We start from the raw sequence: 19,236 nt of genomic DNA on the forward strand, positions 1-19,236 counted from the left end.
TTGCAATCGCCGCCGCATAGACCAGCGCGCCCGCGCTCAATGGCTTCAGTTGACGTCTCACTCTTGTGCACCCCTCATCGTTGTCGTTGGATTGATGACGCGATGGCATGGCGGCTATCGCGCCGTTTGCCCGCTGGTGCGAACGTACGCGGTTCACGCGGTGCGTAAAAAGAAAGGGTTAACGAGTGGGGAAGTCGCGACAGCGAATTGCAAGGTGGCGTCGGCACACGCGGCGAGCCTTATGGGACGGACGCGCCGCGATGACGAGGTGCGAGTTTCACGCGATGTTCAACGGGATTGCGGCGGGAAGTGCGATAAACAAAATTGATGGCGGCGTTAAGCCTTTGAATTGACCGGGCGGTACTTCTTTTTCTTAAGCCCGGTGCGTGCCGTTCACTTCAACGTATTCGCGTATCGAGGCGGGATGCGTGCTCGTCAATACGTTCGCGTATCGAGGCGGGATGCGTGCTCGTCAATACGTTCGCGCACCGTTCGGCCGGTTCAGGCAATCGGATATCGGGCGCGAATACATTGCCACTCAGGATCGCGGCGCTTCTCGAATCGAAGGCATTGCCGAGTGTTCGTCAAGCACGCGATTCGAAGCCTCCCGGTTCAGCGTGCTGATTGCGCCCGACGGCCGCGGCGGGCGCGAAATAGCGCGCGACGCACAGCACGTAGGTGATCAGCGCGGAGACGGTGTACATCGCGGATCGTTCCATGAAGAACAGCAGCAGCACGGCGATCGCGAGCAACAGCAGCTCGATGCGAGGCGCGATCGCGGAGAGTTGCAGATCGCGGCGCTCCAGCGCGGTGCCGAGAAGAATCACGAGAGGGATCAGGGCGACGACCATGTGAATCGGTTCGAGGATCGGCGCGGCGAGCAGCATCGTCATGCATGCGAGCGCATAGTCCATGCGTTTGTCGCGGCTGCGGAAGAAAACGAGGTAACACGCGAACACGCAAATGATCGCGGCGAAGATGGTCGAAGTGGCGTGGAGCGTCGCCTCGGATGCGGGCGTGCCGAGCCTTTCGGAGATCGTCTGCAACGCGCCGCGCACCGAGCTGTTGCCGGGCAGCCCGCCCGCGCCAAGGATGTATGTCTGCGCCCGTCCGATCTCGACGGTCAGGTATTCCCAGATCACGCGAAAGCCGAGACGGCTCGCGGTGAAGAGTGTGATCGCGATGGCGCAGATGCCCGCCGATATCACCGTGCGCCATTCACGCCGCAAGAACAGCAGGCCGACGATGGCGAGCGGCGTCACCTTGAAGACGACGGCGAACGCGAGAAAGAGGCCTGCGAACCAGCGATTGCCGCGTTCGATCAGAAAGAAAGACGTTGCGAGGAGAAAGAACAGAAGCTGGTTCGACTGCGCGAGGTATGCGTCGTGCAAAACGGGGAAGCTCAGCAGTGTCACGCCGATCAGCAGCGCGGTCACGCGCCTGTCTTCGCCGCGATAAGACATCTTCGCGAGCAACACCGCGCCGATGATGCACAGCACGACAGACATCGCCACCCAGACGAGCTTCGCGGTGAACGAAGGCAAGAGCGCGAATGGCGAGAAAATCAGCGCGAATTGCGGCGGATAGCAATAGATCAGGATATCGTCGAGATTGGCGCCGAGATTCGACAGGTACGACACCAGACGCTCGTTGTTGTAGATGAGCGACGGATCGTGCGGCGAATTCAGCACGGTGCTGAACGCGTAATAGTAGAAATTGAAATCGCTGAAGGCCCGTGGATGATCGGCCGAATAACTCAGCGAATAGTGATAGATGATCACCATGCGGATCGCGAGAAATCCCGCAGCGACCAGCATCAGCAAAGCCGCGATGATCCGGACGTTATCCGCGGATCTGGCGCCAACCCGAGCGTTCAGCATGGACGTTCTCCCGTGTGCCGGCTAACACGTTGTAGGGCGCGGTAATAATTTCCTTCGCAATCGATTTGCTATTCATCGCACGAAAGCGAGCAGGAAATGGTATGGCGGAACGTATGGCCTACGAATCGTGACAGCATCACAGGGGCCGCGTCAATCGAGTTTTTGCGCACTGCAATGACCGGGCCATTTTTGAAAAACGGATGACGTCCGTTTATTTTTATGCCTCTCGCAATGCGAGAAAGCGAAGCGCTTCATTCGGCCGGTCCGGGGTAGCGCCACGCGAGGCTGTTTTCATCGGCATGGAGCGTCGTGCAGCGTGCGCGCACGCTGCGCAACTCCGCGACAGCGTGGAATCAGCGGAGATGGCGCACTTCCGTTCGCTATTATTCCGCGACGATTTTGTCCTGCGTGCGTGTGTCGAAGTCGGATGCGTCATGACGTTCATGCAACTGGCTCGAAGGCTCGCCGAAGGTGCGGTTCACCATGCGGCCACGTTGCACGGCGGGACGCGCGCCGATCTTGTCGGCCCAGCGGCGCACGTGTTTGTATTCGTGCACGGAGAGGAACTCGGCGGCGCTGTAGAGCCATCCGTTCACGAGGCCGCCGTACCACGGAAAGATTGCGATATCGGCGATGGTGTAGTCGTCGCCGGCGATATAGGCGCTGTCGGCGAGACGCTTGTCGAGCACGTCGAGTTGCCGCTTCACTTCCATGGCGAAGCGGTCGATCGGATATTCCATCTTGCTCGGCGCATAGGCATAGAAATGCCCGAAGCCGCCGCCAAGGTACGGCGCGCTGCCCATTTGCCAGAACAGCCAGGATAGGCATTCGGCGCGCTTGGCCGCCTCTGCCGGCACGAACGCACCGAACTTTTCCGCGAGATAGAGCAGGATCGCGCCGGACTCGAAGACGCGCACGGGCGTCGCGCCGCTGCGATCCACGAGCGCGGGAATCTTCGAGTTCGGATTGATGTCGACGAAACCGCTGCCGAACTGATCGCCATCGCCGATGCGAATCAGCCACGCGTCGTACTCCGCGCCGCGATGTCCGAGCGCGAGCAGCTCTTCGAGCATCACGGTGACCTTCACACCGTTGGGCGTGGCGAGCGAATAAAGTTGCAACGGATGACGGCCCACCGGCAGCGCCTTCTCGTGCGTCGCTCCGGAAACCGGCCGATTGATTTTGGCAAAGTGCCCGCCGTTTTCCCTGTCCCAGGTCCACACGGCGGGCGGCACGTATTCGGGTAACGCGCTCATGCTTCACGCTCCTTCATAAGATGATTCGCACGAGGTTATCAGGTCGACCGAAAACATGCTTGAGTGGGCTTTGTACAATCGGCGCAGCAATTCACGCGAGAAAACGAATGAGCCAGCGCCCGTCCCACAAACCGTTCAGGCCTCGAAAGATGCCGGCGCAGTCGCGCTCCGAAGCCACCGTGACATCCATCGTCGAAGCGGCGGCGCAGGTGCTCGAAAGCGAGGGCTTCGAAGGCTTCAACACGAATGCGGTCGCGCGTCGCGCGGGCGTCAGCATCGGTTCGCTCTATCAATATTTCCCGGGGAAGGATGCGCTCACGGTCGCGTTGATTCGTCGCGAAAGCGCGCGCTTTCATGAAGACGCGTCGCTTGCGCTCGCGAAGCGCAGCGGCAAGGCGGCGCTCGAATATTTGATCGGCGCGGCCGTGCGCCAGCAGTTGCAACGTCCGATGCTTGCGCGTCTGCTCGACATCGCGGAGGGACGCCCGGCATTGCGCGACGAGGTTGCCAAAGGCGAGATGGAGGAACTGGTCCGGACGGTCGTCGGCCGCGCCGCGCCTCGGCATCCGTGTCCCGATGTCGCGGCGGCCGACCTGCTCGCCATCGTCAAGGGCATGGTCGATGCGGCGGGCGAACGCGGCGAGCGCGATCTCGACGATCTGGAGCGCCGCGTTCGGGCCGCTGTTTTCGGCTATCTGTCGAGAAGCGGCGGCGCCTGAATGCGAGCAATCGGATAGAGCGTGGTGACGTCACCCGCATGGCAGCGCGCTTTCGGCGGGTATCCGCGATGCGAGTAGTCGAATGTGAGCTTTTACTTATATTCTGAAGTCCTCGGGCGGTCATGGCATAGGGCCATCGCCCATCGAACCATGAGAGACCGACGAATGAACGATTCGACTCGAGCCATGAAGCTCAATCACCTCAGTTTTCCTTCCGCCGATACGTCCGCGACCGCGCGCTTCTTCGAGCAGTATCTCGGCTTCACGATAGCGGGAACGTGGGACCGCTCATACATCCTCAAGCGCCCCGGCTTCGATGTGGTGATCGATCATGCGCGTGACGAAACGCCGGCGTGGCCGCGTGCGTTTCACATAGGCTTCGAATTGCCGGCCCTCGACGATGTGCGCGACCTCTACGAGCGCTTCAAGTCCGAAGGCGTGGCAATGGAGACGGACATCTTCAACAATGGGCGCGGCTCGCGCTTCTTCTGCCGCGCCCCGGGCGGCGTGATGTTCGAAATGAACACTCGCTCCGACGCCGCGCCCGAGTATCAGAGCACGTTCGATAACTGACGCGGCCACCGCGCGACATCATCGGCCTGCTTCGCGCTTTTCCTGTTCGTCTACGGTAAAGATGGCTTCGGGCATCGCTTCGAGGCGCGCTTTGGGAATGGGCGCGCCGCTTTCGTCCGAAATACCGTATGTGCCTTCCGCGATCTTTTGCAACGCGCGCTCGATATCGCCGATACGTCCGTCGTTCACGTTGCGCAGCGCCTGATTCGCGATGTCCTGCTCCATGCGCTGCGCATCGTCCTCGTACTCTTCGGCCTCCGAGCCGCGCTCTTCCTGCAACCGTCGCGCGTCTGCGATGGTGCCTTCCTCGCCGCCGAGCAGTTCTCGCTTGAGCGCGAGAAGGCGTTCGCGTTGCGTCGCAATGAACTCGTCGCTCAAGCCGCCTGATTGACTGGGCATGATCGTGCTCCATGAAGGAATGTTTATTCCGATAAAGCTATTCACCCGCTGCGATGGAAACGGATGCCTCGCTCGTCAGCATCAGGAACGTGAGCGTTTCGCGCAGATAGAGCTGCACGGTCGTGTCGGTATGGCTCGTATAGCCGATCGACAAGTCCTGTCCGAGATGCAATTCGTAATCGCCGCCACGCGTCGATAACACGCAGCCGCCCTGTAGTGCGGGCGCCCATACGAGATCGCCGCTCACGATGCGCTTGATGTGCTGAATGACCGGATAACCCTGATCGCTCGCTTCGGCGAGCGCGGTATAGGCATCTGCGCCGAGCAGCACGGAGTAGGGACCATCGACGCCCGCAAGGCGTAATTTCTCGAGCGCCTGGCTGATCGCGGCGGGATAGTCGGCGACGTCCGAGGGCAGAAACGTGGGCGCGTTCGAGCTGCCTTCGCGTATGCCGGTGATGCCGGCGGCCGCGAAGCCGTCGAAGATGGCGCTGTCTTCCGCGAGCGCCAGTTCGTTCGCGGCGGTCTTGGCGGGCTGCCAGTCGCCATCGTTCGAGCCGCGCTCCACGCTGTCGACCGCTTCGCGCTGCAATGTGAACGGCACGGTGAGCTGCACGAGTTGCTTCACGTCATACAGCTTCGCGGCGACGCCCTTCTTCGGCGCTGCGATGTTCGTCTGATGACCTGTGCCGATGCCCGCCAGCGCGACGCCGCCGGGACTCTTCACGTCGACGACGCGACGGCCCGCGAGTGCGCGCTTGAAGGTTCGCGCGACTTCCGCTTCGATCTGCGACCATGCGGCGCCGGAGATCGGCGCGAGCTCTCGATGCAAGTTATTCATCTTGTGATGTTCCTTTGAGTGAGCCAATGTTCAGCGTCCCTTCACGGCTATCGTCTTGCGGGTTATCGCCGTCAGAGGACGACGCGGCATCCGGGTTACGGTCGGGGAGCGCGTCGAGCAGATCGGCGGACGGCACGAAGAAGAGGCCGCCCGTCACCGCGCGGCTGTAATCGAGCAGGCGATCGTAATTGCCCGGCGGCTTGCCGACGAACATGTTCTCCATCATCTGTTCGATGGGCGCGGGCGTGCGCGCATAGCCGATGAAATACGTGCCGAACTCCTTCGCACCCGGACGTCCGAATGCCATGTTGTGCCGCAGGATCTTCACTTCCTTGCCGTTCTCTTCGATCGTCGTGAGCGAGCTGTGCGAGCAGGATGGCTTGATCGAATCGTCGAGCTCGACATCGGATAACTTTTCGCGTCCGATGATCAGTTCCTGCTGCTCGACGGTGAGGCCGTTCCACGCATCCAGGTCGTGCAGATACTTCTGCACGATCACGTAGCTGCCCCCGGCGAAATCGGGATCTTCGTCATCGATGATCGTGTAGTGCGCGGCGCGCTTGCCCGAAGGGTTTTCGGTGCCGTCGACGAAGCCCACCATGTCGCGCAGATCGAAGTAGCGAAAGCCGTGCACTTCATCGACGACGGTCACCGCATCGCCGAGCTTGTCGAGCATCTGAGCGGCGAGCTCGAAGCACAGGTCCATGTGATCCGCGCGGATATGCAGGAGGATGTCGCCGGGCGTCGCGATCGCGCGGCGATCGCCGGAGCCGAACTCGCGAAACGGATGCAGCAACGCGGGGCGTGGCGCGCCGAAGAGCAGATCCCATGCATCGGCGCTGAAGCCGCATACGCAGGACAGGTCTGCGGCCGGTGCGCGCGCGCTGACCGCGCGCACCAGCGCCGCGATGTCGCCGCACCATGAGCGCACCGCATCGGCCTTGTCTTGGCCGCGCGCCACGGTGGCGACGATGAAGATCGCACTTCGGGAAATCGGATTACAGACGGCTTGTGGTTCGGGTGTGTTGTTGGGCATCTTATGAGGTCGATTGCGTGAAGCGGTTGCTCGAACCGGTCGTCAGGTCACGCGAGGGCTTGCGTGGTTCGAATGCGATGCTCGCGTGATTCCCCGCGGTAGTGCCGGAGATCCCGGACGCGTCGTGCAAAAGCGCATCCGGGATGAAGAAATCATCTTAGGCGCCGGGCGTGATGGTATGACCGGAGCGTCGTTCGGTTTCAGTCGTGAACCACGTTTGCGCGTGCCGGCGCGTTACGACCCAGGAATGATCGGCGCTGTCAGTGAGGTGCTGCCGGATGACGCGCCGCGCCCGCTCGATACCGTCGCGTACCGCCTCGTCCGAAGTGCGCCACTCCGGCTGGACGGTCTCGGGCCACGGGGCGAACGCGGCTTTGCCATCGCGATTCACGGTCAGATCCGCGACCCATGCGCCGCGCTCGTTGCGTCGCGTCGCAACTGAGATATCGAATCCCGCAAAGACGTCAAAGGCAGATTCCATCTGGTCCTCCGATGCGATCCATAAGATTATATGCTGACGCCTTTCACGCGCTTTGAGCGAAAGCAGTGAACCGACGATACACCAACTCCATCCAAATCATCTTCATCCACCGACAGGAGCGATCGTGAAACTGACTGACTTCGACACGCTGACCTTCGACTGCTACGGCACGCTGATCGACTGGGAAACGGGAATTTTCGAAGGGCTGCGCCCGTTACTGGATCGAGTCAGGCCCGCGCTGACGCGCGATCAGGTTCTGGAAGCCCATGCCCGGCACGAGTCGTCGCAACAGAAGTACACGCCGGGAAAGCGCTATCAGGAGTTGTTGGCCATCGTATATATGCGGCTCGCCGAAGAGTGGTGCGTTTCGTTCACGCAGGAAGAGTGCATTGCCTATGGCCGCTCGATTCGCGACTGGCCCGCATTCCCCGATTCCGCCAATGCGTTGCGCTATCTGAAGCAGCATTACAAGCTCGTGATTCTCTCGAACGTCGACAACGAGAGCTTTACCCATAGCAATGCGAGACTAAAGGTGGAATTCGACGCGATCATTACGGCGGAAGATATCGGATCGTACAAGCCTTCGCCGCGCAATTTCGAATACATGCTGGAAAAACTGGGCGAACGCGGCATCCGCAAAGAAAAGATTCTGCACACGGCCGAAAGTCTGTTCCACGATCACAAGCCCGCGAATGGATTCGGTCTCGCATCGTGCTGGATTTATCGCCGTCATTCGCAACCCGGCTTCGGCGCGACGATGGACCCGGGCGCTCAGCCGAAGATCGACTTCCGCTTCAACAGCATGGCGGATCTGGCGCAGGCGCATCGGGACGAACTGACAAATACGTAGACGCAACGCTGAATTGAATCGGATGACTAACTATGTTCGTCAATTCAAGTAAGCAACTAACCGTCTTTGTCCTTCACCGTCTTCAAAAGCTTCGCCACTGATTTTGTCAGCAGCAAAGCGGCCGGTGCTTCAATCGAAGTCCAACTCGCCGCTGCGTCGCAATATATCCAGACGCCGGATCTGCGCGGGCATGATCCGGCCCAGCGACAGCGGCGGAAGTGCATCGAGAGTGAAGAACTCGACCGCATCGGTTTCCACGCCGATCACATCGCCGGTTCGAACGATCTCGCCGAGGAAAACGAGCTTCCAGATGTGAAAGACCGACGGCGGATGCGGATGCTTCGCCGTATCCCACGCGGCAAGCAGGCGCACGATGTCGACCGTATAGCCGCTTTCCTCGCGCACTTCCTTGGCGGCATTCTCCGCGGGCGACAGACCCACATCGGCCCAGCCGCCGGGAAGCGACCACAGTCCATCGGCCGCTTCGCGCACGAGCAATATCTGTCCGGCGTCGTCGAATACGGCGCATCGCACGTCGAGCTTCGGATTGGCATAGCCCGACTCGAACGCGAAGAGCTCGGCGACCTTGCCTGTTTCCATCGATGCGATGTCGGCGATCTGCTCATGTGCGATAGCTTCGATTTCTTCGTAGCGTTCCTTGTCGAAGACGCCCGTGGTGTAGTGCAGTCCCGTCTGCGCGAGTGCGAGCAGGCGTCGCGCCTGATCGAGTCGTCGATTGGCTGGCATGGTCGTGTTCACTCCTCGGTCTCGATATATGACTGCGCGGTGGCCAACAGCCAGTGCTCGAACGTCCGCAACAGCGGAGCGTTCTGTTTGCGCTCGGGATAGACGAGGTAATAACCTTTGTCGCTCGGCAAGGACAACTCGAAAGGCCTTACCAATTCTTTCGAACGGAGTTCGTGCGCAACCAGAAATCTCGGCACCAGCGCAATCCCGAGGCCTGTCTTGGCTGCTTCGACGAGCATCGAGAACAACTCGTATCGCTGGCCCTTCATGCTGTCGACATCATGCACGGCTGCTTGAGCGAGCCATTGCCGCCACGCGTCCGGACGCGCCGACTGATGCAGCAGCGTAAAGCCGGCGACGTCGCGCGGCGCGAGCTTCGTTTTGCCGGCCAGCAGATGCGGACTGCATACGGCGGTGATTTCCTCGCCGAACAGATACTTCGCCACCGAACCCGGCCACACCGGATCGCCGAAATGAATCGCGGCGTCGAATGGCGTGTCCTTGAAGAGAAACGGCGCGGCTCGCGTGGTCAGGTTGACGACGATGTCATCGTGCGCTGCATAGAATTCCGGAAGCCGCGGAATGAGCCAGCGCGTGGCGAATGTCGGAATGACGGCGAGTTCGAGGATGCCGCCCGCGCTTCGGTGCGCCATCGCGGCCAGCGTGTCGCGCTCGATGCGCTCGAGATTTTCTCGCACGCGCTTCGCATAGATTTCACCCGCTTCAGTGAGGCTGATTCTTCTCTTGAACCGGTTGAAAAGCGGTGTTCCGAGAAACTCTTCCAGGCTCGCGACCTGACGGCCCACCGCACTTTGAGTCAGCGACAACTCTTCGGACGCGCGCGTGAAGCTCAGGTGCCGTGCTGCCGCTTCGAACGCGATCAATGCATCGATGCTCGGTATTTTGCGTCTCACACATCCTTCCTGTTACGCACAACGTTGAGTATTTATATCGTTTGCAGGTCATTAATGGTGCCACGAGAATTGTTCCGACATCACCGCTTTTCAAACGAACGTTCTCCATTTCGACATGAACCATTACATCGACGACGACGCATTCTCTTTCCAGGCTTTCTTGCAGACGCATTTTCCCATGTCGAGGAACGTCATCGACAAGGCGCGCAACTCGTCGTATTCGAAGCTGCTGGAAGGACCGGTTTCCATCATGGCCGGCAATGTGCCGGAACGCTCGGACGCTAACTCGGCCGCCATACTGGGCTACAACTGACGAGAGGGCTGCAGATGCATCGGATCGTAATCGTAGGGGGCGGCGCTGGCGGTCTGGAACTGGCCACACGGCTCGGCAACCGGCTGGGAAAGGCCGGACGCGCGCACGTGACCCTGGTCGACCGTTGTGCCGTGCACGTGTGGAAGCCGCTATTGCATGAAGTCGCCGCAGGCAGCCTCGACACGCATGCGCACGAAATCGCATACGCAGCCCATTCGCACTGGAACGGCTTCACGTTCGTGCATGGAGAAATGACCGCGCTTGATCGCGCGAGCCGCTGCGTGAAGATCGGCCCGGTATTCGAATCCGATGGCAGCGATGCCGAGGTGTTGCCGTCTCGCGGCCTCGAATACGACACGCTGGTGCTGGCGCTCGGAAGCCGGACGCATTTCTTCGGTGTGCCGGGTGCAGAAGAACACGCGATCGCGCTCGACACCCTTGAGCAGGCCGAACGCCTGCGCAAGCGTCTGCTTCAGGTGTGCCTCAGAAAGCGCGCGCACGGCACGACGGACACCAGCGAGGCGGTGGACATCGCCATCATCGGCGGGGGCGCGACGGGCGTCGAGCTCGCGGCGGAATTGCGGCGCATGGAGCACACGTTGAAGCAGTTCAGGCTGCTCTCCGAGAGCCCGCATGCGGCCATGCGCATCACGCTGCTGGAGCGAGGCGATCGTGTGTTGCCCGCGCTCGCGCAAAGAGTATCCGATACGACGCGAGCCACGCTCGAAAAGATGAACATCTCGGTGAGGGTATCGACAGCCGTGACGCGCGTGCTGCCGGAAAGTGTCGATATCGCCGATGGTTCATCGATTCCCGCCGACATCACGATATGGGCCGCCGGCATCAGGGCGCCGGGCGTGCTGGCATCGCTCGATGGTCTCGCCGTCAATCACATCAATCAGGTCAGGGTCACGAGCTCGCTGCAGAGCGAGACCGATACGAACATCTTCGCGCTGGGCGATTGCGCGACTTGCACGTGGACCGCCGGCATGCCGGTGCCGCCGAGGGCTCAGGCCGCGCATCAGCAGGCGATGTTTCTATGCAAGGCGCTCGGTGCGCGCATCGAAGGGCGATCGATCGGCGTCTTCATGTACAAGGATCACGGATCGCTCGTCTCGCTGGGCTCGCCGACGGCGGTGGGCAGCGTTGCGGGCATCACCAGCACGGGGAAGTTCTTCGTCGAAGGGTTTATCGCCAAGCTGATGTACGCGGCGCTCTACCGGAAGCATCTCGTGGCAGTCTCGGGCGTGCGCCGGACGATCTTCGGCATGGCCGCGCACGGACTCGGCCGGCTGCTGGCCCCGAGGGTCAAGCTGCACTGACGCGTCTCATCGCTGCCTCGATTCGAGCGCGCACAACGTGCGCTTCAGACGGTCGATGCGCTGCGCGAGCGGCAGCGTCAGGGTCGGCACTCTGAGCGAATCGATGCGTGCGTGCCAGTATTCGAACGGAAACGTGCCGTCGGAAGCGCGCTGAACGACGCGTTCGAGATGCAGAAGATCTCTTTCGATGATGAATGGAAGCATGGTCATTGAAATGGGGATGCAAGTCCGTGACCGGATCACTGGTCACGGGCCGCAAGGCACGACGACAACGGACGGCCCTCTGGATGACGCTGCGCGCTTTCGTGATCTTCTCTGAGATCATCGGCGCGCGGCGTTGAATTCATATCGTATGAAGCAACGGACGTGCCAGCACCCGAACCCCTGTGCCGGATCGGATCGGGCGCGCGGACCGATGAGAACGAGCGGACGGTCGCGTCCGCGCGGACGAGACGATGTGGACGATTTCGTCCACATCGGCCCGGATCACGAAACCCGCAAGCGCGTGGCCGTGAGTCCGTGCAAGCGAGATTCCTCGCGAAGCGAGGCAAGAAGGTCCATCGCGGCATCCGCGCGCGGCGTGAGGCCGGGCTGGAGCGCGCGCACGCCGCGCTCCAGCGTGTCGATGCTTTCGTCGAGACGGCCGGTCTCGCGCAGCAGCATCGCGAGATGATGCGCGGCGTCGACGCGCGCGGGCACCGAGCCGAGCGCGAGCGCCGTCGAAAGCGCCGTGCGCAATCCCGACTCCGCGGCGCTGGCGTCGCCGAGCGCCCATAACGCGCGCGCCTGCGTGACGAGCAGCTCGCCCATGTAGACGCGTTCCTGGCGCGCGAGCGTCTCGTCGATGGCGTCCACGAGCATGGCCTTGCAGTCCGCGGCGCGGCCCGCGCGCAGCAGCAGTTCGCCGTGCCGCCATGCCTTGAACGAGAAGAACAGCGCGCCGCCGTTGCAGACCATGTGGTTATCGAAGCCATCCAGCATGACGGCTTCGGCTTCGTCGAAGCGCCCGAGCGACGCGATGTGACAGCCGCGCAGCACCTGTCCCACGCCGCGATAAAACGCGAAGCCGTGCTCGATCGACAGGCTTTCCAGCTCGCTCGCGAGCCGCCCGAGCCGGTCCATGTCGTCGAAGAGACACGCGAGCCATGCGGCGCCCTGCAGATTGATCGCGTGCGCGAACGCATGTCCGCCGGCATCGGACGCGCGTTCGATCAGCATGTCCAGCGCGCGGCGCGCCTGATCGAAAGCACCCGTGTGGAAGGCCGAAAGCCCTTCGAACGTCAATGCCAGTCCGGCCAGATCGATGCCTTGCGAACCGGTGCGCGCATCGTGCCGTCCGACGTTCGAGAGATTGCCGCGCGCGAGGCATGCCAACGCTTCCTCGCTGTCGCCGAGCCAGAACAGCGTGTTGGTCAGCGCGACATGCGCTTCATCGAGCGCGACCGGATCGGCGCTGTTTTGCGCGCGTTGCAGCATGTCCTGCGCCGTCGCGCGCGCCTGCTTGAGTTGCAGCGTGGTGAGCTGCGTCGTCCAGATGCCGAACTGGATCATCGCGATTTCACGCGCATCGCAGAGTCCTTCGCCGACGCTCAGCGCGGCCGCATAGCAGGCCGTCGCTTCGGCGTGCAGCCAGCCGTGCACGCTGCGCAGGCTCATGCCCAGCAGGCGATGCGCGTCGAACTGGAGACGGCGCACGTCGTCCTGCTCGCCGTTCGCCTGCAGCGTCTCGAGGCAGCGGCGCAGCAGCGGAACGGCCTCGGCGAAACGGGACTCGTCGATGAGCGCCTGCGCGCGCGACAGATCGGTGCGCGCGTTTTGATGATGCTGCTCCCGCGCCTTCAGCCGCCGCTCGATCGTCTTGCGTCCGACCCCGAGCACGACCGCCGCCGCGCTCTTGTTGCCGCCGGTCCGTTCGAGCGCGCGGTCGACGAGCAGATCCTGCGCGGCCGTGAGCTTGTCGCGGCCTTCGAGTTGCAGGAGCAGGTCGGCGAGACTCGCGCGCGACACCGGCGCGGCTTTTTCGTTGGCGAGAAACGGCGCGAGGGCATCGACATCGATCGTCGTGCTGTCCGCGAGCACGCTCAACTGGCTGACGAGATTGCGCAACTGGCGGATGTGTCCCGGCCACGGATGCATACACAACTGCTTCAGCGCGGCCGCGGTGAACTCGAGCTTGCGCGGATGCTGCGCCGCGAAGTGCGCGATGAGCGACGGAATGTCCTCGACACGCTGTTCGAGCCCGGGCACCGCCAGCACGAACACGGCGAGGCGATAGTAGAGGTCTTCGCGAAAGCGGCCATCGTCGGCGAGCTCGCGCAGATTGCGATGCGTCGCCGCGACGATGCGCCCTTCGAAGCGCAGGTTCGTCGATGAACCGACGGGCCGGAACGTGTGCGTCTCCAGCACGCGCAGCAGTTTCGGCTGCAATGCGAGCGGCAATTCGCCGATTTCGTCGAGCAGCAGCGTGCCCTTGCCGACTTGCTGAAAGAGGCCCTGACGCGTGTCGCCCGCGCCGGTGAACGCGCCTTTCACATGGCCGAACAGCTCCGCTTCGACGAGATGCTCGGGAATCGCGCCGCAATTGATATCGACGAAAGGCTGATCCCGCTGCGCGCCGCTCGCGTGCACGCGACGCGCGACCTGTTCCTTGCCGGAACCCGTGGGCCCGACGATGAGCACGGCATGCCCGGTCGGCGCGATCCGGTCGATCGTCCGCACGAGCTGACGAAACGCCGGCGATTTGCCGATGAGGTTGCCATCCGCGTCGTCGTGGGCAAACGGAACGATTGAGGTACGACTCATTGCTGAGCGCTCCAGGTCAGTGACGCGCGAAAACGGTCTGTGCCGCAGTTAACGGCGTCTTTCCGCGGTTCTTGAACACACTGAAGCCAGCGCCGGCAATTTTACAGCTAGCGCTTCATTTTCTCGTCGTCAAGGCAGCAACAATCCGTATACTCGGAGCTGTGCCTCGGCCCTCATCGGTCGGCATAATGTAAGCCATCACAGAACAATCGCCCTTCGATCCGCGGCCGCAAAACTATGAGCGAACAACGAGTAAAACGAGATCCGGAAGGCACGCGTCGGCGCATTCTCGAAGCCGCCACGGAGCAGTTCACGAAGTTCGGCCTGGCCGGCGCGCGGGTCGACGCCATCGCCACGGCGGCGGGCACGAACGAGCGCATGCTCTACTACTACTTCGCGAGCAAGGAAGGGCTGTACGTCGCCGTGCTCGAAGCGATGTACGTGCAGTTCGCGGAGCGGGAGCAACGGCTCGATCTGTCCGGGCTGCAGCCGGCCGACGCGGTTCGCGAGCTGGCGCAGTCCATCTGGGCGCACTTCCGGGAAAACCCCCAGTGGCTGGGCCTCATCAACAACGAGAACCTGCACGAAGGGCGTTATCTGGAGCGTTCGAGCCGGTTGCGCGAGACCATCTCGCCGGTGGTCGACCTGCTGCGCGTGACGCTCGAGCGCGGCGTGGCAGCAGGGCAGTTCCGTCAGGGCATCGATCCGCTGGACTTCTATGTGACGATGGTCGGCATGGGCTACTACATCGTGTCCAACCGCTTCACCATCGACATCTTCACCGGCCGCAATTACGCCGAGCAAGCTCGTCAGGAAGCGATTTCCGCGATGCATCTCGACATGTTGCTCACCTGGCTGAGCCCGGCGAGCTGACCGAAGGCGCGCGGCTCATCTGATGAAGCCGAGTTGCGCGCTGATCCTGTCGAGAACCGGCTTCTTCTTTTCATTGAACGCGGCCTTGTTCTGCTGAATCAGGTTGTTGCCCTTCGTGTCGATGGAAATGATCAGCGGCCCGAACTCCCGGACGCGGTTGATCCACAAGGTTTCCGGCATGCCGAGATCCTGCCATTCGGCGCCTTCGATTTCCTCGACCAGCGTCGCGGCCAGCACCGCGCAGCCGCCCGGAAAGATCGCGTGCACCGCTTTGTGCTCCTCGCAGCCCGCCGCCGTTTCGGGGCCCATTCCGCCTTTTCCGACGATCAGTTTGACGCCGGTCTGCCCGATAAACTCGCGCTCGAACTTCTCCATGCGCATGCTCGTCGTCGGGCCGATGGACACCATTTCGAAGCTGCCGTCGTCTTTCTTGCGCACGATCGGGCCCGCGTGAAAAATCGCGCCGCCTTCCAGATCGACGGGCAGTTTGCGCCCCTGTTCGATCAGTCTGCGATGCGCGACGTCGCGGCACGTCACGAGCCGGCCTGTCAGATAAACGACGTCGCCGACATTGAGGTCCTCGAGATCTTCGCTCTTGATGGGGGTTGTCAGAACCTTTTTCACAGCACCACTCCTTCGTGGGAAAGCACTTCATAGGACAGGTCGGCATTGATGCGGATCTTGCCGCGACGGTGCGCCCAGCAGCCCGTATTGACGGCGACGCCGATGGTCGACGGATGACGCGCCGACGATTCGATATTCACGCCCATCACGCTGTTGTTGCCCTTCAGCCCTTGCGGGCCGATGCCGATTTCGTTGAGTCCGTCCTCGAGCAGTTCTTCCATCAGCGCGGCGCGCGGATTGTCGCTCTTCGAATCGACGGGACGCAGGATGGCGAGCTTGGACAGCCGCGCCGCGGTCTCGACCGAAGTCGACACGCCGATGCCGACGAGCAGCGGCGGACACGCATTCACGCCGCGCTCGGTGATCACGTCCATCACGAATTCGGCCACGCCTTCGTAGCCCTGTCCCGGCATCAGCACCTTGGCCGCGCCGGGCAGCGTGCAGCCGCCGCCGGCCATATAGACGTCGATCGTGCAGCTATCCTTTTCCGGCACGATGCGCCAGTCGAGCCACGGAATCTGCGTGCCCGTGTTGGTGCCGGTGTTCTTTTCGTCGAAGGTTTCCACGGCGTTGTGGCGCAGCGGCCCCATCTTCGTCGCGCCCGCGGTGGCTTCGCGCAGGATCTCTTCCAGCTCGCCGAGCAGCGGAAAATGGGCGCCGGCCTCGACGAAATACTGAATCACGCCGGTGTCCTGGCAGCTCGGGCGGTCCAGCTTGTCGGCCGCCTGCTGATTGCCGTCCATCGAGTCGTAGATCGACTTGGCGAGCGGATTGGTTTCCAGCGTGCGCAATTCCGCGAGCTTCGCCTTCACGTCCTTGGGCAGGCGCTTGCCGATATAGGCGGTGAATTTGGCCATGGTGTCCGTCACGGACTGAATGGCGAGTTCCTTATCCATGTTGCATTCCTCTGACAACGTATCGAGATTGGGGGACGTGCTTTTCTTTAGTGCGCGGCTGCGTTGCCGTGCGTGACCGCCGGTTTCCGCGAGCGGGCCAGCAGAAGCGTGAGCACGGCGGAGAGCACGAGCAGGCCGGCGACGAAATAGAGTCCGCCGGAGAAGCTGCCGGTCCGATCCTTCATCCAGCCGATCATCGCCGGGCCGGCGAAGCCGCCGAGATTGCCGATCGAATTGATGGTGGCGATGCCCGTCGCGGCGGCGGCGCCGGAAAGGAACGTCGTCGGCATCGTCCACAGGGGCGGCTTGGCGCAACTGATGCCGATGTTCACGAGCGTCAGCGCCGCGATCAGCCCGACGACGCTATTGGCCACCGCCGCGACCACGAGACCGATCGTCGCCGCCACGCATGCCAGCACGACGTGCCAGGTTCGCTCGCCGGTGCGGTCGGAATGGCGCGACCAGAAGACCATCGCGATCACCGAGACGACCGGCGGAATCGCGTTGAGCAAGCCGACCGTCATCGACGAAACGCCCAGTTGCTTGATGATCTGCGGGGCCCAGATGCCGAGCGTATAGAGGCCCGCCGACGTGCCGAAATAGATCAGCGACAGCGCCAGCACGCGCGGATTCGCAAGCCCGCCGATGATGCCGTGCTTCGCGCCGGACGCGGCCCGGCTGGCGGTTTCCGCGTTCATCACGTTGACCAGCCACGCACGCTCGTCGTCCTTCAGCCATTTCGCCTTTTCGGGCTTGTCGGTCATGTAGAAGAACACGACGACGCCGAGGATGAGCGCCGGGATCGCTTCGAGAATGAACATCCACTGCCAGCCGTGCAGGCCCATCACGCCGTTCATTTCGAGCAAGGCGGCGGAGAGCGGCGAGCCGAGCGCCGTGGAGATCGGCGCCGCGGCCATGAAGAACGCGGTCACGCCCGCCCGATGTCGCGCCGGGAACCAATAGCTGAGATACAGGATGATGCCGGGGAAAAAGCCGGCTTCGGCCGCGCCGAGCAGAAAGCGTATGACGTAGAAGCTCGTCGGGCCTTTGACGAACGCCATCGCCGCGGAAATGATGCCCCACGTGACCATCACGCGGGCGATCCACATGCGGGCGCCGACCTTGTGCAAAACGATGTTCGAGGGCACTTCGAACAGGAAATACCCCCAGAAGAAGATGCCGGCGCCGAAGCCGAGCATGGAGGCGGTGAAGCCGAGATCGGTTTTCATCGTGAGCGACGCGAAGCCGATGTTGACCCGGTCGATATACGCGATGAAGTACAGCAGCATGATGAAGGGCACGATGCGCCAGCTGACCTTGCGCAGGGTGCGTTTTTCCAGATCCATATCCATGGAATGTCTCCTTGTTCCGATGACCGGTCGAATGTCTGGGCCGTCTTGCGCGGCCTGTTGTCGTCAGAACCAAGGTTAAAACCGATGGAATCGCTTATGAATCGAACTAGACTTAATACATCCTTGCAAAAAATTCACGAATGAATATGGATTCGGAACTGGGCTTCTTTTGCATGCTGGTGAAACAGGGCAGCCTTGCCGCGACCGCGCGCGAGCTGAATCTGACGCCGCCGGCGGTCTCGCGCCGGCTCTCGGCGATGGAAGATCGCCTGGGCGTGCGCCTGCTGAACCGCACGACGCGGCGCATCGGTCTGACCAGCGAGGGCGAGGTCTATTTCGCCAATGCGCAGCGCATCCTGAGCGATATCGACGATATGGAGCAGCTCGTGTCGAGCAGCCGCGCCGCGCCGAAAGGGCTGTTGCGCGTCAACGCGCCGCTGGGATTCGGGCGCTCCTATATCGGGCCGTCGATTTCGGTCTTCAGTCAGCGTTATCCCGATGTCGAAGTGCAGTTGCATCTCACCGATCGCCCCGTCAGCCTGCCCGACGAGAGCATCGACGTGTCCGTGCGTTTCGGCGAGATGCCGGACTCGCGGCTCATCGCCAAGAAGATCGCGTCCAATCGACGCCTGCTGGTCGCATCGCCCGGCTATCTGCGCGGCGCGAGTCAACCGGGTCATCCGCATGACCTGACGCAGCACCAGTGCATCGTGCTGCGGCAGAACGAATCGGCCTACGGCAACTGGCGCCTGAGCCGCGGCGGGCGCACCGAGACCATCAAGGTGCACGGCAAGCTCAGCACCAACGACGGCGAAGTGGCGCTCAACTGGGCGCTCGAAGGGCACGGCATCTTGATGCGCGCGGAATGGGACATCGCCAAATATCTGCGCAGCGGACGGCTCGTGCAGGTTCTGGCCGACTACGACACGCCGCCCGCCGATATCTACGCCGTGTATCCCGAACGCCTGAATCTCTCGGCCAAGGTCGCGTGTTTCGTCGATCATTTGCGCGGCTATCTCGGCCAGCATGCCGACGGTCCGAGCACGGCCAGCTCGAACTGGTAAGACCGTGTGCGAAGCACCGCCGAACCGCTGTAACGCGTGCGCCGGCGGGAGTAGACTGTTTATGCGGTGTGCTTGCCGCAAAAGGAGGTTGCGATGAGATTCGCCGAAATGTTCAAGCGCAAACGCGGCGCGACGGTTACTCCCGCCGGCGACGCGGAGCCTCATCACGAGGAACACGCGAAGTCGGAGCAGAAGCAGGCGCGCAAGCTGTGGGACGTGATTGGCCGCAATCGCCACAAGAGCGCGAAGTGGCACTAGCGAAGCGGGCCCGGGAACGAAAGTCCCGGGCCCGAA

Annotated in this window: 21 protein-coding genes; 8 read left to right on the forward strand and 13 right to left on the reverse strand. The window is 62.3% G+C overall.

Annotation, left to right across the window (positions count from 1 at the left end; translation table 11 throughout):
- Positions 1 to 584 precede the first annotated feature (584 nt).
- Together U4Y90_RS15955 and yghU are read right to left on the reverse strand one after the other, a co-directional pair.
- Positions 585 to 1,880: a glycosyltransferase family 87 protein gene (locus U4Y90_RS15955; RefSeq protein WP_321795844.1), complete on the reverse strand. Its 1,296-nt coding sequence runs from the start codon at positions 1,878 to 1,880 to the stop codon at positions 585 to 587.
- Positions 1,881 to 2,263: 383 nt separating this feature from the next.
- The gene (yghU, locus tag U4Y90_RS15960; protein WP_321795846.1) at positions 2,264 to 3,136 is read right to left on the reverse strand and encodes a glutathione-dependent disulfide-bond oxidoreductase; all 873 of its coding nucleotides are present in this window, start codon (positions 3,134 to 3,136) and stop codon (positions 2,264 to 2,266) included.
- A 107-nt stretch (positions 3,137 to 3,243) separates the two neighbouring features.
- Here yghU and U4Y90_RS15965 point away from each other — a divergent pair, with 107 nt between their 5' ends.
- Both U4Y90_RS15965 and U4Y90_RS15970 read left to right on the forward strand, forming a co-directional pair.
- The gene (locus U4Y90_RS15965) at positions 3,244 to 3,855 is read left to right on the forward strand and encodes a TetR/AcrR family transcriptional regulator (RefSeq protein WP_321795847.1); all 612 of its coding nucleotides are present in this window, start codon (positions 3,244 to 3,246) and stop codon (positions 3,853 to 3,855) included.
- A gap of 186 nt (positions 3,856 to 4,041) precedes the next feature.
- The gene (locus tag U4Y90_RS15970; RefSeq protein ID WP_415749361.1) at positions 4,042 to 4,428 is read left to right on the forward strand and encodes a VOC family protein; all 387 of its coding nucleotides are present in this window, start codon (positions 4,042 to 4,044) and stop codon (positions 4,426 to 4,428) included.
- 18 nt (positions 4,429 to 4,446) lie between these two features.
- On the opposite strand, the gene U4Y90_RS15975 is transcribed toward U4Y90_RS15970, so the two are convergent.
- The 4 genes from U4Y90_RS15975 to U4Y90_RS15990 all read right to left on the reverse strand — a co-directional run bounded on the left by U4Y90_RS15975 (position 4,447) and on the right by U4Y90_RS15990 (position 7,185).
- Entirely contained in the window at positions 4,447 to 4,827 is a 381-nt protein-coding gene (locus tag U4Y90_RS15975; RefSeq protein WP_321795851.1) for a TraR/DksA family transcriptional regulator, read from the reverse strand.
- A gap of 37 nt (positions 4,828 to 4,864) precedes the next feature.
- Complete coding sequence (locus U4Y90_RS15980; protein WP_321795853.1) at positions 4,865 to 5,668, reverse strand: family 1 encapsulin nanocompartment shell protein; 804 nt, start codon at positions 5,666 to 5,668, stop codon at positions 4,865 to 4,867.
- The gene (locus U4Y90_RS15985) at positions 5,661 to 6,704 is read right to left on the reverse strand and encodes a Dyp-type peroxidase (protein WP_321795855.1); all 1,044 of its coding nucleotides are present in this window, start codon (positions 6,702 to 6,704) and stop codon (positions 5,661 to 5,663) included. Before U4Y90_RS15985 ends, U4Y90_RS15980 begins: the two co-directional genes overlap by 8 nt.
- A gap of 157 nt (positions 6,705 to 6,861) precedes the next feature.
- A complete protein-coding gene (locus tag U4Y90_RS15990; protein WP_321795857.1) occupies positions 6,862 to 7,185 on the reverse strand; it encodes a DUF6566 family protein in 324 nt (107 codons plus the stop codon).
- Positions 7,186 to 7,309: 124 nt separating this feature from the next.
- On the opposite strand from U4Y90_RS15990, the gene U4Y90_RS15995 reads away from it, so the two are divergent.
- Positions 7,310 to 8,035: a haloacid dehalogenase type II gene (locus U4Y90_RS15995; RefSeq protein ID WP_321795858.1), complete on the forward strand. Its 726-nt coding sequence runs from the start codon at positions 7,310 to 7,312 to the stop codon at positions 8,033 to 8,035.
- 129 nt (positions 8,036 to 8,164) lie between these two features.
- On the opposite strand, the gene U4Y90_RS16000 is transcribed toward U4Y90_RS15995, so the two are convergent.
- Together U4Y90_RS16000 and gcvA are read right to left on the reverse strand one after the other, a co-directional pair.
- The gene (locus U4Y90_RS16000) at positions 8,165 to 8,782 is read right to left on the reverse strand and encodes an NUDIX hydrolase (RefSeq protein ID WP_321795860.1); all 618 of its coding nucleotides are present in this window, start codon (positions 8,780 to 8,782) and stop codon (positions 8,165 to 8,167) included.
- Between the two features lie 8 nt (positions 8,783 to 8,790).
- The gene (gene gcvA / locus U4Y90_RS16005) at positions 8,791 to 9,696 is read right to left on the reverse strand and encodes a transcriptional regulator GcvA (RefSeq protein ID WP_321795862.1); all 906 of its coding nucleotides are present in this window, start codon (positions 9,694 to 9,696) and stop codon (positions 8,791 to 8,793) included.
- Between the two features lie 115 nt (positions 9,697 to 9,811).
- On the opposite strand from gcvA, the gene U4Y90_RS16010 reads away from it, so the two are divergent.
- Both U4Y90_RS16010 and U4Y90_RS16015 read left to right on the forward strand, forming a co-directional pair.
- The gene (locus tag U4Y90_RS16010) at positions 9,812 to 10,009 is read left to right on the forward strand and encodes a hypothetical protein (protein WP_321795863.1); all 198 of its coding nucleotides are present in this window, start codon (positions 9,812 to 9,814) and stop codon (positions 10,007 to 10,009) included.
- Between the two features lie 14 nt (positions 10,010 to 10,023).
- On the forward strand, positions 10,024 to 11,331 hold the full coding sequence (locus U4Y90_RS16015; RefSeq protein WP_321795864.1) for an NAD(P)/FAD-dependent oxidoreductase: 1,308 nt from the start codon (positions 10,024 to 10,026) through the stop codon (positions 11,329 to 11,331).
- 6 nt (positions 11,332 to 11,337) lie between these two features.
- Here U4Y90_RS16015 and U4Y90_RS16020 read toward each other — a convergent pair whose 3' ends face one another.
- Positions 11,338 to 11,541 carry a hypothetical protein gene (locus U4Y90_RS16020; RefSeq protein WP_321795865.1) on the reverse strand — a complete coding sequence of 68 codons (204 nt, stop codon included), beginning with the start codon at positions 11,539 to 11,541 and terminating at the stop codon, positions 11,338 to 11,340.
- 276 nt (positions 11,542 to 11,817) lie between these two features.
- Positions 11,818 to 14,133 (reverse strand): sigma 54-interacting transcriptional regulator, encoded by a 2,316-nt coding sequence (locus U4Y90_RS16025; RefSeq protein ID WP_321795866.1) that lies wholly within the window; start codon positions 14,131 to 14,133, stop codon positions 11,818 to 11,820.
- Positions 14,134 to 14,370: 237 nt separating this feature from the next.
- On the opposite strand from U4Y90_RS16025, the gene U4Y90_RS16030 reads away from it, so the two are divergent.
- On the forward strand, positions 14,371 to 15,006 hold the full coding sequence (locus U4Y90_RS16030; RefSeq protein WP_321795868.1) for a TetR/AcrR family transcriptional regulator: 636 nt from the start codon (positions 14,371 to 14,373) through the stop codon (positions 15,004 to 15,006).
- Between the two features lie 15 nt (positions 15,007 to 15,021).
- On the opposite strand, the gene ttdB is transcribed toward U4Y90_RS16030, so the two are convergent.
- Genes ttdB through U4Y90_RS16045 form a run of 3 tightly spaced genes read right to left on the reverse strand, consistent with a single transcriptional unit; the run spans position 15,022 to position 17,878 of the window.
- Complete coding sequence (gene ttdB / locus U4Y90_RS16035; RefSeq protein WP_321795870.1) at positions 15,022 to 15,630, reverse strand: L(+)-tartrate dehydratase subunit beta; 609 nt, start codon at positions 15,628 to 15,630, stop codon at positions 15,022 to 15,024.
- A complete protein-coding gene (gene ttdA / locus U4Y90_RS16040) occupies positions 15,627 to 16,526 on the reverse strand; it encodes a L(+)-tartrate dehydratase subunit alpha (RefSeq protein ID WP_321795872.1) in 900 nt (299 codons plus the stop codon). The genes ttdB and ttdA overlap by 4 nt, the downstream gene beginning before the upstream one ends.
- Before the next feature lie 47 nt (positions 16,527 to 16,573).
- A complete protein-coding gene (locus U4Y90_RS16045; RefSeq protein WP_321795874.1) occupies positions 16,574 to 17,878 on the reverse strand; it encodes an MFS transporter in 1,305 nt (434 codons plus the stop codon).
- Between the two features lie 140 nt (positions 17,879 to 18,018).
- Between U4Y90_RS16045 and U4Y90_RS16050 the strand changes: the two genes are divergently transcribed.
- Both U4Y90_RS16050 and U4Y90_RS16055 read left to right on the forward strand, forming a co-directional pair.
- On the forward strand, positions 18,019 to 18,942 hold the full coding sequence (locus U4Y90_RS16050; RefSeq protein WP_321795875.1) for a LysR family transcriptional regulator: 924 nt from the start codon (positions 18,019 to 18,021) through the stop codon (positions 18,940 to 18,942).
- A 93-nt stretch (positions 18,943 to 19,035) separates the two neighbouring features.
- Positions 19,036 to 19,200, forward strand: coding sequence for a hypothetical protein (locus U4Y90_RS16055; RefSeq protein WP_321795877.1), 165 nt, complete (start codon positions 19,036 to 19,038; stop codon positions 19,198 to 19,200).
- Positions 19,201 to 19,236: the final 36 nt, after the last annotated feature.

Origin of the sequence: Caballeronia sp. J97 (assembly GCF_905220305.1) — a bacterium.
Classification (GTDB): domain Bacteria; phylum Pseudomonadota; class Gammaproteobacteria; order Burkholderiales; family Burkholderiaceae; genus Caballeronia.